Raw genomic sequence first — 14,241 nt, 5'->3', positions numbered from 1 at the left:
GCTCCTGGAAGCCAGGGAGCGGGCGGGGCCCACGGCCGTTCGCGTCGCGGGGCCCGGGTCAGCCGCGGGTCAGGCCGCGGTCCAGCGCGGCGAGCGCGCTGCCCTGGTCGTCGTCGCCGTCCAGCGACCAGACCATCACGCCGGCCAGGTCGTTCCAGCGCGTGTACCGCGCCTTCTCGGTGAGCACGTCGGCGGTGTCGTAGCTGTAGAAGGTGGTGCCGTCGTACTTCCAGGACGCGCCGTGGTCGCGGTCCAGGTAGACCTTGCCCGGCAGCTTGTTGATCTCCTGGTACGAGTGGTCGGGCGCGGCCGCGGTGGCGCTCTGGTAGAGGCCGCCGCGCTTGCCGGGGGCGACGCCCGTCCAGCCGTGGCCGTACAGCGGGGCACCGACGACGAGCTGCTCGGAGGGCATGCCGCGGTCCTGGTAGTGGTTGACCGCCGAGTCGGTGCTGCGCTTGCGCGGGTCCGGGTCGGTCGGGTCGGAGTACAGCGGGGCCTGGTGGTTGGCCGGGCCCTTGCCCTCCCACGGGCCGTGCAGGTCGTAGGTCATGACGTTCAGCCAGTCCACCGACTCGCTCAGTTGCGGCAGTTCGAGCCGGTCCGCGACGTTCTCGTTGGCGGCGACGGCGGCGGTCAGCAGGTAGTGCTTGCCCTTCTTGCCGCTCAGCGCGTCCAGCTGGGTGCGGAACTCCTCCATCAGCAGGGTGAAGTTGCGCCCGTCCTCGGGGCGGACCACGTTGCCGTCGTCCCCGCCGCCGCCCGGGTACTCCCAGTCGATGTCGATGCCGTCGAAGACGCCCGCGGCCGCGCCCTTGCCACCCTCCGGGGAACCGGGCAGGACCGGCACGTTGCCCTTGACGTAGAGGTCGATGCAGGAGGAGACGAACTTCTTGCGGGACTCGTCGGTGGCGGCCGCGTCGGAGAAGTACTTCGACCAGGACCAGCCGCCCAGCGAGATGACCGTGCGCAGCTGGGGGTTCTTCGCCTTGAGCTTGCGCAGCTGGTTGAAGTGGCCCTTCAGCTGCTGCCCCGGGGCGTCGGCCACGCCGTCCACCGACTGGGCGGCGGAGAAGGAGCGCTGGTAGTCGTCGTAGGCGTCGCCCTGGCCGGGCTCGTTGCTCTCGAAGCAGGTGCCCTCGGCGGACACGTTGCCGAAGGCGTAGTTGATGACGGTGAGTTTGCCGGCCTGGCCGGAGTCCTGGACCCGCTTGGCGGAGCTCTGGGCCCCCCACTGGGTGAAGTAACCGACCCGCTGGCCCTTCAGCTTCGGGCCGTGCCCTCCGTTGTCGGCGTGGGCGGTGGCGGGAGCGGCGAGCAGCGCGGCAACGGTGGCGGCTGCGAGCAGGGCTGAGGCGCGAGTGGGCATACCGGACCTGTTCTCTGAAGCGGCGTCAAATGGTCTGGACCAGATGGCACAGAGGTTTAGTCCATCCACCGTTCACCGCACAAGAGGGCGACCGCAACCGGCGCAGCATGCAAAAGGGGCCGGACCGCGTGGTGCGGTCCGGCCCCTCTAGGCGCCGTGCGCCGGTGTGGCCCTGGTTCAGCCGATCAGCGAGCGCAGCACGTACTGCAGGATGCCGCCGTTGCGGTAGTAGTCCGCCTCACCGGGGGTGTCGATGCGGACGACCGCGTCGAACTCCTTGTCACCGGCCTTGACCTTGACGGTCTTCGGGGTGCGGCCCTCGTTGAGCTCGGTCACGCCGGTGAAGGAGAAGGTCTCCTCGCCGGTCAGGCCGAGGGAGTCGGCGTTCTCGCCCTCCGGGAACTGCAGCGGCAGGACGCCCATGCCGATCAGGTTCGAGCGGTGGATGCGCTCGTAGGACTCGGCGATGACGGCCTTGACGCCCAGCAGCGCGGTGCCCTTGGCGGCCCAGTCGCGGGACGAGCCGGAGCCGTACTCCTTGCCGGCCAGGACGACCAGCGGGGTGCCGGCGGCCTGGTAGTTCTGCGAGGCGTCGTAGATGAACGACACCGGCGCATCGGCCTGGGTGAAGTCGCGGGTGTAGCCGCCCTCGGTGCCCGGCGCGATCTGGTTGCGCAGGCGGATGTTGGCGAAGGTGCCGCGGATCATCACCTCGTGGTTGCCGCGACGGGAACCGTAGGAGTTGAAGTCGCGCTTCTCGACACCGTTGGCGGTCAGGTACTGCGCCGCCGGGGTGCCCGGCTTGATGTTGCCGGCCGGGGAGATGTGGTCGGTGGTGACCGAGTCGCCCAGCTTGGCCAGGACGCGGGCGTCGGCGATGTCGGTCACCGGGCTCGGGGTCTTGGCCATGCCCTCGAAGTACGGGGGCTTGCGGACGTAGGTGGACTCGGTGTCCCACTCGAAGGTGTTGCCGGTCGGGACCGGGAGCGACTGCCAGCGGTGGTCACCGGCGAAGACGTCCTGGTAGCCCTTGTCGAACATGGCCTCGTCGATGGAGCCGGCGACGGTGTCGGCGACCTCCTGCTCGGACGGCCAGATGTCGGCGAGGAAGACGTCGTTGCCGTCGGCGTCCTGGCCCAGGGCGTCCTTGGTGATGTCGACGTTCATGTTGCCGGCGAGGGCGTAGGCGACCACCAGCGGCGGGGAGGCCAGGTAGTTCATCTTGACGTCGGGGTTGATCCGGCCCTCGAAGTTGCGGTTGCCGGAGAGCACCGAGACGACCGCGAGGTCGGACTCGTTGACGGCGGCCGAGACCTCCTCGGGCAGCGGGCCCGAGTTGCCGATGCAGGTGACGCAGCCGTAGCCGACCAGGTTGAAGCCCAGCTTCTCCATGTACGGGAGCAGGCCGGCCTTCTCGTAGTAGTCCATGACGACCTTGGAGCCGGGCGCCAGGGTGGTCTTGACCCAGGGCTTGACGCGCAGGCCCTTCTCCACGGCCTTCTTCGCCAGCAGGGCGGCGCCCAGCATGACGGAGGGGTTGGAGGTGTTGGTGCAGGAGGTGATCGAGGCGATCACAACCGCGCCGTTGTCGATCTCGTAGGACGAGCCGTCGGGGGCGGTGACGGCGGTCGGCTTCGAGGCCTCGGCGGAGTAGGTCGGCAGCGCCTCGGCGAACTTCTCGGCGGCCTCGGCCAGGACCACGCGGTCCTGCGGGCGCTTCGGGCCGGAGATCGACGGGACGACGGTGGAGACGTCCAGCTCCAGGTACTCGGAGTAGACCGGCTCGTGCGACGGGTTGTGCCAGAGACCCTGCTCCTTGGCGTACGCCTCGACCAGGGCGAGCTGCTGCTCGTCACGGCCGGTGAGCTTCAGGTAGTTGATGGTCTCGGTGTCGATCGGGAAGATCGCGCAGGTCGAGCCGAACTCCGGCGACATGTTGCCGATGGTGGCGCGGTTGGCCAGCGGGATGGAGCCGATGCCGTCGCCGTAGAACTCGACGAACTTGCCGACCACACCGTGCTTGCGCAGCATCTCGGTGATGGTGAGCACCAGGTCGGTGGCGGTGGTGCCGGCCGGCAGCTCGCCGGTCAGCTTGAAGCCGACCACGCGCGGGATCAGCATGGAGACCGGCTGGCCCAGCATCGCGGCCTCGGCCTCGATGCCGCCGACGCCCCAGCCCAGCACGCCCAGGCCGTTGACCATGGTGGTGTGCGAGTCGGTGCCGACGCAGGTGTCGGGGTAGGCCTGGCCGCCCCGGACCATGACCGTGCGGGCCAGGTGCTCGATGTTGACCTGGTGGACGATGCCGGTGCCCGGCGGGACGACCTTGAACTCGTCGAACGCGGTCTGGCCCCAGCGCAGGAACTGGTAGCGCTCCTTGTTGCGGCCGTACTCGATCTCGACGTTCTGGGTGAACGCGTCCTTGGTGCCGAACTTGTCGGCGATGACCGAGTGGTCGATGACCAGCTCGGCCGGGGCCAGCGGGTTGATCTTCGCCGGGTCGCCGCCCAGCTCCTTGACGGCCTCGCGCATGGTGGCGAGGTCGACCACGCACGGCACACCGGTGAAGTCCTGCATGATCACGCGAGCCGGGGTGAACTGGATCTCCTGGCTCGGCTGGGCGTTCTCGTCCCAGTCGCCGAGGGCGCGGATGTGGTCGGCGGTGATGTTCGCGCCGTCCTCCGTGCGGAGCAGGTTCTCCAGCAGCACCTTGAGGCTGTACGGCAGCCGCTCGGAACCCTCGACGGCGGAGAGCTTGAAGATCTCGTACGACTCGTCGCCCACCTGCAGCGAGCTGCGGGCGTCGAAGCTGTTCGCGGACACGACTGACTCCTTCTGGGTGCTTCGTGCGGTATCCGGCCGCCACGCGGTGGTAAGGTCAGCCTTACTTAGGCTTACCTTTCCCGCATCGCCGGTGAGCGCCTCTCGGCAAGTATCTTGATGTCGAGATATAGCGTAAGGGGCAGTTATCTCGATGTCGAGATAAACCATAGTGCATGGCCTGACTCACATCTTCTCCGGGCCGCACCGCTCGCGCTCCGGCCCGATCGACCGGACCGCGCCCACCGCGACCACGGCTGCCGTCAGCAGCACCACCACAAGCTCACCACCGGAACCGCCGGTCGGCGAGGGGGCGGTGTCCTCGGGGTTCCGGCCGCGTTAGCAGGGGGACCGTCGCCCCCGCCCGTGGAAGGCCCGCCCCGATGCCCGCTCCGCTCGCCGCCGCCCTGCTGCCGCTGGCCCTGCTCGCCCCCGCCGCCTCGCCGGTCTCCGTGGTCGAGGCCGACTTCGACCCGGCCACCGCCTTCGTCCCGCCGACCGCCATCAGCTACGCGAGCGACCTGGTGCCGTACGGCTCGCACGCCAGGATCGTCACCGACCGCGCGGTGCCCGGGCGGACGGTGCTCACCCTGACGGCCTCCGGGCTCGCCCCCGGCCACGAGTTCCCGGCACACCTGCACACCCGCGACTGCGGGGCCGACCCGGCCTCCTCCGGACCGCACTACCAGGACCGGGTCGACCCGGTGCAGCCGTCCACCGACCCGGCGTACGCCAACGAGCGCAACGAACTGCGCCTGGTGCTGCGCACCGACGGACGGGGCGCGGGCAGCGCCACCACCGCGGTGGACTGGCAGCCCCGGCCCGGCGAGGCGCGCTCGCTGGTGCTGCACGCGGGCACCCCGGCCGGACCGCACGCGGCGGGCGACCGGGTGGCCTGCGTCAAGCTGGACGGCTGAGGCCGGTCGGGCCGGTCGGGCCGGTCGGGCCGGTCGGGCCGGTCGGGCCGGTCGGGCCGGTCGGGCCGGTCAGGAGCCGAGGGTGGCGACCAGGACCGCCTTGATGGTGTGCAGCCGGTTCTCGGCCTGGTCGAACACGATGGAGTGCGAGGACTCGAACAGCTCGTCGGTGCACTCCAGCTCGGACATGCCGGTCGCCTCGTGCATCTGCCGCCCGAGCACGGTGCCCAGGTCGTGGAAGGCGGGCAGGCAGTGCAGGAACTTCACGGCCGGGTTGCCGGTGGCCCGGACGGTGTCCATCGAGACCTGGTAGGGCTTGAGCAGCTCGATCCGCTCGGCCCAGACCTCCTTGGGCTCGCCCATCGAGACCCAGACGTCGGTGTAGAGGAAGTCGGCGCCGGCCACGCCCTCGGCCACGTCCTCGGTCAGGGTGATCCGGGCGCCGGTCGTCTCGGCCAGGGCCTGGGCCGACTTCCGCACGTCCTCGGCCGGCCACAGCTCACGCGGGGCGACGATCCGGATGTCCATGCCGAGCAGGGCGCCGGTGACCAGCAGCGAGTTGCCCATGTTGGAGCGGGCGTCGCCGAGGTAGGCGAGGGCGACCTCGGGGAGCGTCTTGGCGGTGTGCTCGGTGATGGTGAGCACGTCGGCCAGCATCTGGGTCGGGTGCCACTCGTCGGTCAGGCCGTTCCAGACCGGCACGCCCGAGTACTCGGCGAGCTCCTCGACGATCTCCTGGCCGTGGCCGCGGTACTCGATGCCGTCGAACATCCGGCCGAGCACCCGGGCGGTGTCCTTGATGGACTCCTTGTGGCCGATCTGCGAGGCCGCCGGGTCCAGGTAGGTGGTGCTGGCGCCCTGGTCGTGGGCGGCGATCTCGAAGGCGCAGCGGGTGCGGGTGGAGGTCTTCTCGAAGATCAGCGCGATGTTCTTGCCCCGCAGCCGGGGCTGCTCGGTGCCCGCGTACTTCGCTGCCTTGAGCCCGGCGGCGAGGTCCACCAGGAAGCGGAACTCCTGGGGGGTGAAGTCGAGCTCCTTGAGGAAGTGTCTGTTCCGGAGGTTGAAGGCCATGCCGGGCTCCTGGGGTGATGGACCGAGAGAAAGGGCAAGTATATACGATGGCCAGAATTTCTATGCAGCGGCGGGGCGGGTGAGGGGAACCCCGGACCGGGGCTCCCCTCGTTCGATACCGTCCGGCGCCACCACTACAGCCGCGGGTCGACCGGCTCCGACTCCAGCGCGAGCACCGCGAAGACCGGCTCGTGCACCCGCCACAGCGGCTCCCCCGCCGCCAGCCGGTCCAGCGCCTCCATGCCCAGCGCGTACTCGCGCAGCGCCAGCGAACGCTTGTGGCCCAGCGCGCGCAGACGCAGCCGGTCGAGGTGCTCGGTGTAGTCCGGGCCGTAGATGATCCGCAGGTACTCCCGGCCGCGCACCTTCACCCCGGGCTGCACCAGACCGCCCGGGCGGCCCTCGCCGCGCGCGGTGCGCACCAGCGAGGCCAGCGGCTTGACCACCATGCCCTCGCCGCCCGCTCCGGTCAGCTCCTCCCACCACTCGGTGGCGGCGGCCATCGAGGCCTCGTCCTCGGTGTCCACCAGGACCCGGCGGGTGCGGTGCAGCACCGGCTCCTCGCGGCCGGCCCGGCCGGCGGCCGCCCCCGCGGTGAGGTCCGTCGCGTCGGCGTCCACGAGGCGGTCGATCCAGGCCAGGTGCTCGTCGTGCGGGCGCACCGCGAGGTTCGCCCCCTCGGCGGCCAGCAGCTGGAACGGCGCGAGCCGGATGCCCGACAGGCCCTCGGTCGGCCAGCAGTAGCGCCGGTACGCCTCGGTGAACGCCTGCGCGTCGGCCGCCCGCTGCCGCTGCCGGGAGGTCAGGTGCGCCAGGTCCAGGCCGCGCCCGGCCGCCCGCTCCAGCGCGGACAGCACCTCCGGCAGGGCGGCACCCGCCGCCGCGCCGACCGCCGCGTACTGGCGGCGCAGCAGTTCCACCGCCTTCAGCGACCAGGGCATCAGCTCGGCGTCCAGCAGCAGCCAGTCGGAGGCCAGCTCCTCGAACAGTCCGGCCCGCTCGGCGGCCTCCCGGACCCGGTCGAGCACGGCACCGGTCAGCTCCTCGTCGGTGAGGAAGGCGCGGCCGGTCCGGGTCCAGATCGCGCCGGGCCCGGCCACCCCGAAGCGGCGCTCCAGCGCGGCCCCCTCCCGGGCGACCAGCAGCACCGCGCGCGAGCCCATGTGCTTCTCCTCGCAGACCAGGTGCCGCACACCGTCCGCGCGGTAGCCGAGGAAGGCCTCCTCCGGGTGCTCCAGGTAGCCGTCCCGGCGGGAGGTGGCGCTCGGCGCCATGGTCGGCGGCAGGTAGGCGAGCAGTCGCGGGTCCAACGCGAAGCGGCTCATCACCTCCAGTGCGGCCGCCGCGTTCTCCTCCCGGACGGCGACCCGCCCGTGCAGCCCGGTCTCGACGATCCGGCGCCCGGCCACGTCGGCCAGGTCCAGCGGACGGCCCTCCCGGGCGCCCGGCGCGTCGCTGACCAACGGACGCACCGGGGCGTACCACTCGCGCTCGGCCCCGACGCTCACCAGCTCGCGCTCCGGGTAGCGCAGCGCGGTCAGGCTGCCGCCGAAGACGCAGCCGGTGTCCAGGCAGATGGTGTTGTTGACGAAGCTCGCGACCGGCACCGGGGTGTGGCCGTAGACCACCAGCGCCCGGCCCCGGTACTCCTCCGCCCACGGGTAGCGCACCGGCAGGCCGTACTCGTCGGTCTCACCAGTGGTCTCCCCGTACAGCGCGTGCGAGCGGACCCGGCCGGAGTTGCGGCCGTGGTACCTCTCCGGCAGGCCCGCGTGGCAGACCACCAGGGCGCCGCCGTCCAGCAGGTAGTGGCTGACCAGGCCGCGCATGAAGGCGCGGACCTCGGCGCGGAACTCCTCGCTCTCCCCGGCCAGCTGGTCCAGCGACTCCTGCAGCCCGTAGGCGACGGTGACCTTCCTGCCGTCCATCGCCCGGCCGAGCTTGTTCTCGTGGTTGCCCGGCACGCAGAGCGCGTGACCCGCCGCCACCATGCCCATCACCAGGCGCAGCACGCCCGGGGTGTCGGGGCCGCGGTCGACCAGGTCGCCGACGAAGACGGCGGTGCGGCCCTCGGGGTGGGCGGCGTCCACCGGGCGGCCCTCGGCGTCCCGGGTGAGGGTGTAGCCGAGCCGGGTCAGCAGGGTCTCCAGCTCGGAGCGGCAGCCGTGGATGTCTCCGACGATGTCGAACGGGCCGGTGAGGTGACGCAGGTCGTTGTAGCGCTTCTCCAGCTCGATCTCCGCGGCCGCGACCTCGGCCTCGCCGCGCAGGACGTGCACCTTGCGGAAGCCCTCGCGTTCCAGGCCGCGCAGCGAGCGGCGAAGCTCGCGGTGCTGGCGCGGGACGACGTGGGCGGGCAGCTGCCGGTCCGGGCGGGAGCGGTTGCGCTCGGCACACACCCCCGGCGGGAGGTCCAGGACGATCGCGATCGGCAGCACGTCGTGCTCGCGGGCGATCGCGACCAGCTGCCGGCGGCCCTCGGGCTGGACGTTGGTGGCGTCCACGACGGTCAGCCGGCCGGCCGCCAGTCGCTTGCCGACGATGTGGTGCAGGACATCGAAGGCGTCGGCGGAGGCCGACTGGTCGTTCTCGTCGTCGGCGACCAGGCCGCGGCAGAAGTCCGAGGAGACCACCTGGGTGGGCAGGAAGTGGCGGCGGGCGAAGGTGGACTTGCCCGCGCCGCTGGTGCCGATCAGGACGACGAGGGAGACGTCGGTGACGGGAAGGCGGCGGGAGGTGGTGCTCTCCGTCTGGTCCTGGTCCTGGTCCTGCTCCTGGCTCTCGTCAGGGCTGTCGGTCGTCTCGTCGGTCATCGGGGCTCGCCTCCTTCGGGCGTCGCGGACGGGGTGGGGCCGGGGGTCGTGCCCGGTGCCGGGGTCGGGGTCGTGCTCGGGGCCGGGGTCGTGCTCGGGGCCGGGGCGGTGGTGAACAGGGCCAGTTGGGTCGGTGCGCCGACCTCCTCGTCCAGCGGGCCGACCGGGCGCAGCTCGACGGCGTAGCCGTACGCGGCGGCGACCTTCTCGGCCCAGGCGCGGAACTCGGCCCGGGACCACTCGAAGCGGTGGTCGGCGTGCCGGACGGTGCCCGCCGGCAGGTTCTCCCAGCGGACGTTGTACTCGGCGTTCGGCGTGGTGACCACGACCGCCCTCGGCCGGGCCGCGCCGAACACCGCGTACTCCAGCGCGGGCAGCCGGGGCAGGTCCAGGTGCTCGATCACCTCGCACAGCACCGCCGCGTCGAAGCCCTTCAGCCGGACGTCGGTGTAGGTGAGCGCACCCTGGGCCAGTGACACCCGGGCCGCCTGACGCTCCGGCAGCCGCTCCAGACCCAGCTTACGGCCCGCCGCGCGCAGCGCCCTGACCGAGACGTCCAGCCCGAGGATCCCGGTGAACCGGGCGTCCTTGAGCAGCTCGCCGATCAACTCGCCCTGGCCGCAGCCGAGATCGGCGACGCGGGCGGCGCCGGTCTCGCGCAGCGCGGCGAGGATCGCGGCGCGGCGCTGCTCGGCGAGCGAGGGCTGCCGGGGCTCCCGTTCCTGCTGCGCGTCCTGAGCCTGAGCCTGGTCCCGATTCCGAGCCTGTTCCCGGGTCTGGGCTTGTTCCAGGGTCTGGGCTTGTTCCAGGGTCTGGGCTTGTTCCAGGGTCTGGGCTTGTTCCAGGGTCTGGGCTTGTTCCCGCGACGCCTGGGTCTCCTCCTCCGGCCGGTCGTCGACCGCGTTGTCGATCTCCTCGACCTCGCGGTCGTCCGCCTCCGCCAGCCGGGCCAGCTCCAGCCGCTCCATCGCGGCCCGGGTCAGCGACCAGCGCCGGGACAGGTAGCGACCGGCGATCAGGGCGCGCTCCGGGTGGGCGGCCAGCCAGCCCTGACCTGCGGCGAGCAGCTTGTCCACCTCGTCCGGGGCGACCCAGTAGTGCTTGGCCCCGTCCAGCACCGGCAGCAGCACGTACAGCTGCTGGAGTGCCTCGGCGAGCCGGACCGTCCCGGAGGAGAGCGCGATCCGCACGTACCGGGACTCGCCCCACTCCGGGAACGACTCGTCCAAGGGGATCGCCGTCGCCTCGACCTGCCAGCCCAGTGGCTCGAACAGCCGGGCCACCAGTGCCGGGCCGCCGCCCTCGCCCGCGCCGTTGGCGGGCACGGCGGGCAGCTCGATCCGCAGCGGGCGAGCCTGGCCGGGCAGTTCGGGACGGGCCGGGCAGGCACCCTTCATCGCGGACCGGAACACCGTGCGCAGCGCCACCGCGAGCAGCGAGGACGCGGCGTACGGGCGGTCGTTGACGTACTGGGCGAGCGCGAAGTCGGGCGAGCCGCCGCGTCCCTTGCCGTCGCCCCGGCCCTTGCGGACCAGCGCGATCGGGTCGACGTCCAGCAGCAGCGCCGCCGTGCACACCTCGTCCCCCGCCTCCGGGTAGAAGACATGGGCCTCGCCGTGCGACGTGGTGAACCGCTGGACCTTGCCGGGGTGCTTGTGCAGCAGGAACCCGAGATCCGTGGCCGGGCTCTCGGCGCTGCCGGTGGTGGAGATCGACATGAACACCCGCTGAAGTATTGCCCAGTGCCGGACGTCGGGCACCGGGTTTTCCCGCCCCGCGGGGCGCCGACCAGCGGGTCCGCCGGCCGTGTCCGTCCGGTGGGCGTGTTCGGCACCGGGGCCCGGCATTGGTTAACGTGCACGGTGTGACTGCTGAATCCACCTCGCTCGAATCCACCTCCCCGGCGACCGGCGCCGTGGCCGCCGGTCTGGCCACCATCGCCGCCGACGGCACCGTCCTCGACACCTGGTTCCCCGCCCCCGCGCTGGCCGCCGAGCCCGGCCCGGCCGGCACCGTCCGGCTGACCGCCGAGCAGGCCGAGGCCGAGCTCGGGGCCGGCGCGGCCGAGGCGCTGCGCGTCGACGCCCGCCGTGGCGTCGAGGTGGTCGCCGTGCGCACCACCATCGCCTCGCTGGACGAGAAGCCGCTCGACACCCACGACGTGTACCTGCGCCTGCACCTGCTCAGCCACCGCCTGGTCAAGCCGCACGGCCAGAACCTGGACGGCATCTTCGGGCTGCTGGCCAACGTCGCGTGGACCAGCATCGGCCCCGTCCCGGTGGACAAGGTCGAGCAGGCCCGCCTGGCCGTGCGCGCCCAGGGCGGCCAGCTGGCCGTGTACGGGATCGACAAGTTCCCGCGAATGACCGACTACGTCGCCCCGACCGGCGTGCGCATCGCCCACGCCGACCGCGTCCGGCTCGGCGCCCACCTGGCCGCCGGCACCACCGTGATGCACGAGGGCTTCGTCAACTTCAACGCCGGCACGCTGGGCACCTCCATGGTCGAGGGCCGGATCAGCGCGGGCGTCGTCGTCGGCGACCACAGCGACATCGGCGGCGGCGCCTCGATCATGGGCACCCTGTCCGGCGGCGGCAAGCAGGTCGTCGCGGTCGGCGAGCGCTGCCTGCTCGGCGCCAACGCGGGCATCGGCATCTCGCTCGGCAGCGACTGCGTGGTCGAGGCCGGCCTGTACGTCACCGCCGGCACCCGGGTCACCACCCCGGACGGCACGGTGGCGAAGGCCGTCGAGCTGTCCGGCCAGGACAACCTGCTGTTCCGCCGCAACTCGCAGAGCGGCGCGGTCGAGGTCATCGCCCGCTCCGGCTCCTGGGGCGGTCTGAACGCCGACCTGCACGCCCACAACTGACCTGCGGGCAGTGACCGTCGGGGTCCGGCGCCGGGTGGCGCCGGGCCCCGCTCGCTGCCTGGGGGCGGTTCGGGGGCGAGTGCGGACCACTCGGGCCGTTCTCCGTCCTTCGTTCCCTCCTTCCGTACGCCGTTCCCTGCACCGTTCCCTGCGCTGTTCCCTGCGCTGTTCCCTGCGCCGCGCCTTCGTCAGGAACTCCTGAGGACCACCAGCCGCTGGGTCGCCCTGGTCATCGCGACGTACCGGTCGACGGCTCCCTCGATGCCCCCGCCGAACGCCTCCGGGTCGACCAGGACGACCAGGTCGAACTCGAGGCCCTTGGACAGCTCCGGGGTCAGCGACCGGACCCGGGGCCGGGCCTCGAAACCGGGGGCGCCGATGACGCAGACCGTCCCCTCGGCGTTCTCGGCGAGCCAGCCGTCCAGGACGGCGTCCAGCTCCACCACCGTCCCGTGCGCGACCGGGATGCCGCTGCTGCGCACCGAGGTCGGCACGTTGGCGTCGGGCAGCGCGGCCCGGATCGCCGGCTCGGCCTCGGCCATGACCTCCTCCGGTGTCCGGTAGTTGATGTTCAGCGAGGCCACCGTGGTCCGGTCGAGCCCGATCCGCTCCAGGCGCTCCTGCCAGGACTCCGTGAAACCGTGCCTGGCCTGCGCCCGGTCCCCGACGATGGTGAAGCTCCGGGACGGGCAGCGCAGCAGCAGCATCTGCCAGTCCGCGTCGGTCAGCTCCTGGGCCTCGTCCACCACGATGTGCGCGAACGGCCCGGCGAGCGGCTCCGGATCGGCGACGGGCAGGACCGTCTCGTCGACCAGGGTGTCCTGGAGGTCGCGCCCGCGCAGCATCGTCACCGCGCCCTCGCCGTCGTCGTCGGCCTGGAGCAGGTCGCCGATGACGTCGGCCATGCGGGCGCGCTCGGCGGCGACTGCGGCCTCCCGCCGGAGCCGGCGCCGGTCCGCCTCCGGATCGCCGAGCCGCTGCCGGGCGGCGTCCAGGAACGGCAGGTCGGACACCGTCCAGGCCTGGGGCTCGGCCTCGCGCCGGAGCGTGCGGACCTCCTCCGGTCCGAGCCAGGGCGCGCACATCCGCAGGTACGCGGGCACCGACCAGAGGTCGCCGACCAGCTCGGCCGGGTCGAGCAGCGGCCAGGCCCGGTTGAGCGTCCCGGCCAGCTCGCGGTCCTGCCGCAGCGACCGGCGGAACAACTCGGGCGAGACCCCCTCGGCGTCGTCCAGCTTGTCCATCAGGATCGTGGCCAGCTCCTCCCAGATCTGCTCGCGGGCCTCGTTGTGCGGGGTGCCCGGGTCCGGTGCGTCGAACGCGTCGGACCAGTCCTCGGCGCTCAGCCAGAGGTCGGCCCAGTGAGTGGTGACCTCCATGCCCTCGGTGGGCGGCTCCTCGTAGAACCGGACGGCCTTCTCGACCGCCTTCACCAGCTCGGCCGAGGACTTCAGCCGGGCCACCTCCGGGTCGGCCTCGGGCCCGGCCTGCGCCCCCTCGGCGACGAGGTCCCGCACGGTGCAGGTGCGCACCCCCTCCTCGCCGAGGCTGGGCAGGACGTCGGCGACGTAGGCCAGGTAGGGCTGGTGCGGACCGACGAACAGCACGCCGCCGCGCCGGTGGCCGAGCCGGGGATCGGAGTAGAGCAGGTACGCGGAGCGGTGCAGCGCGACGACGGTCTTGCCGGTGCCCGGGCCGCCGTCGACCACCAGGGCGCCCCGGGAGCCGGCCCGGATGACGGCGTCCTGGTCGGCCTGGATGGTGGCCAGCACGTCCCGCATCCGGGCCGACCGGTTGCCGCCCAGGCTCGCGATGAACGCGGACTGGTCGTCCAGCGCGGCATGCCCCTCCAGGCCCTCGGCGGTGAACACCTCGTCCCAGTAGTCACCGATCCGGCCTCCCGTCCAGCGGTACCTGCGCCGGCTCGCCAGGCCCATCGGGTCGGCGTGGGTGGCCGCGAAGAACGGCTCGGCCGCGGGCGAGCGCCAGTCGACCAGCAGCCGGTTCCCCTCACTGTCGGTGAGGCCGAGCCGCCCGATGTACACCGGCTCCGGGTCGTGCGCGCGAACGACCCGCCCGAGGCACAGGTCCAGGCCGAAGCGCCGCAGGGCGCGCAGCCGACCGGTCAGCCTGTGCACCTCGATGTCCCGGTCCATCGCCTCCCGGCCGAGGCCGCCCGGCGCGCGGCGCAGCGCGTCGAGGCGGTCCAACAGCTCGGCGATCGACTGCTCCAGGCTCTCCGCGATGGCCGCGAAGTGCCGTTCGTCCTCGCCGATCAGTGTCGGATCGGCCTTGGCGGCGAGGCGGCCGGGGAGGTCGAATGCGCTGGTGGACTGGCGGTTCATGGCATCAGCTCCGATCTGAGGCCTGCGATTGTGCGCCACC

8 protein-coding genes are annotated in these 14,241 nt (G+C 72.3%); 2 read left to right on the top strand and 6 right to left on the bottom strand.

Annotated features, from left to right (window positions below; genetic code table 11):
• Window positions 1-58: 58 nt before the first annotated feature.
• Window positions 59-1,366, bottom strand: a complete 1,308-nt coding sequence (locus ACFRAR_RS32815; protein ID WP_380702916.1) for a glycoside hydrolase family 18 protein — start codon at window positions 1,364-1,366, stop codon at window positions 59-61.
• A 177-nt stretch (window positions 1,367-1,543) separates the two neighbouring features.
• Window positions 1,544-4,189: an aconitate hydratase AcnA gene (gene acnA / locus ACFRAR_RS32810; RefSeq protein ID WP_380702914.1), complete on the bottom strand. Its 2,646-nt coding sequence runs from the start codon at window positions 4,187-4,189 to the stop codon at window positions 1,544-1,546.
• A gap of 380 nt (window positions 4,190-4,569) precedes the next feature.
• Here acnA and ACFRAR_RS32805 point away from each other — a divergent pair, with 380 nt between their 5' ends.
• Entirely contained in the window at window positions 4,570-5,103 is a 534-nt protein-coding gene (locus ACFRAR_RS32805) for a superoxide dismutase family protein (protein ID WP_380702912.1), read from the top strand.
• A gap of 69 nt (window positions 5,104-5,172) precedes the next feature.
• Here the strand turns inward: ACFRAR_RS32805 and argF are convergent, their stop codons facing one another.
• From argF to ACFRAR_RS32790, 3 genes are all read right to left on the bottom strand, one after another.
• Entirely contained in the window at window positions 5,173-6,174 is a 1,002-nt protein-coding gene (gene argF, locus ACFRAR_RS32800; protein ID WP_380702910.1) for an ornithine carbamoyltransferase, read from the bottom strand.
• Window positions 6,175-6,308: 134 nt separating this feature from the next.
• Window positions 6,309-8,987, bottom strand: coding sequence for a polynucleotide kinase-phosphatase (locus ACFRAR_RS32795; RefSeq protein ID WP_380702908.1), 2,679 nt, complete (start codon window positions 8,985-8,987; stop codon window positions 6,309-6,311).
• Complete coding sequence (locus ACFRAR_RS32790; protein WP_380702922.1) at window positions 8,984-10,705, bottom strand: 3' terminal RNA ribose 2'-O-methyltransferase Hen1; 1,722 nt, start codon at window positions 10,703-10,705, stop codon at window positions 8,984-8,986. The genes ACFRAR_RS32795 and ACFRAR_RS32790 overlap by 4 nt, the downstream gene beginning before the upstream one ends.
• 146 nt (window positions 10,706-10,851) lie before the next feature.
• Here ACFRAR_RS32790 and dapD point away from each other — a divergent pair, with 146 nt between their 5' ends.
• Window positions 10,852-11,856, top strand: coding sequence for a 2,3,4,5-tetrahydropyridine-2,6-dicarboxylate N-succinyltransferase (dapD, locus tag ACFRAR_RS32785; RefSeq protein ID WP_380702906.1), 1,005 nt, complete (start codon window positions 10,852-10,854; stop codon window positions 11,854-11,856).
• A 188-nt stretch (window positions 11,857-12,044) separates the two neighbouring features.
• Here the strand turns inward: dapD and helR are convergent, their stop codons facing one another.
• Window positions 12,045-14,201: an RNA polymerase recycling motor ATPase HelR gene (helR, locus tag ACFRAR_RS32780; protein ID WP_380702904.1), complete on the bottom strand. Its 2,157-nt coding sequence runs from the start codon at window positions 14,199-14,201 to the stop codon at window positions 12,045-12,047.
• Between the last annotated feature and the right edge of the window lie 40 nt (window positions 14,202-14,241).

The organism is Kitasatospora sp. NPDC056651, assembly GCF_042792155.1.
Classification (GTDB): domain Bacteria; phylum Actinomycetota; class Actinomycetes; order Streptomycetales; family Streptomycetaceae; genus Kitasatospora.
The sequence above is the reverse complement of the archived record's forward strand: the minus strand, read 5'-3'. Positions and strand labels throughout refer to the sequence as shown.

Bases quoted from the DNA above. Each gene is read 5' to 3' on its own strand.
- ACFRAR_RS32815 (WP_380702916.1), bottom strand. From the start codon at position 1,366: ATGCCCACTCGCGCCTCAGCCCTGCTCGCAGCCGCCACCGTTGCCGCG.
- ACFRAR_RS32805 (WP_380702912.1), top strand. From the start codon at position 4,570: ATGCCCGCTCCGCTCGCCGCCGCCCTGCTGCCGCTGGCCCTGCTCGCC.
- argF (WP_380702910.1), bottom strand. From the start codon at position 6,174: ATGGCCTTCAACCTCCGGAACAGACACTTCCTCAAGGAGCTCGACTTC.
- ACFRAR_RS32795 (WP_380702908.1), bottom strand. From the start codon at position 8,987: ATGACCGACGAGACGACCGACAGCCCTGACGAGAGCCAGGAGCAGGAC.
- ACFRAR_RS32790 (WP_380702922.1), bottom strand. From the start codon at position 10,705: ATGTCGATCTCCACCACCGGCAGCGCCGAGAGCCCGGCCACGGATCTC.
- helR (WP_380702904.1), bottom strand. From the start codon at position 14,201: ATGAACCGCCAGTCCACCAGCGCATTCGACCTCCCCGGCCGCCTCGCC.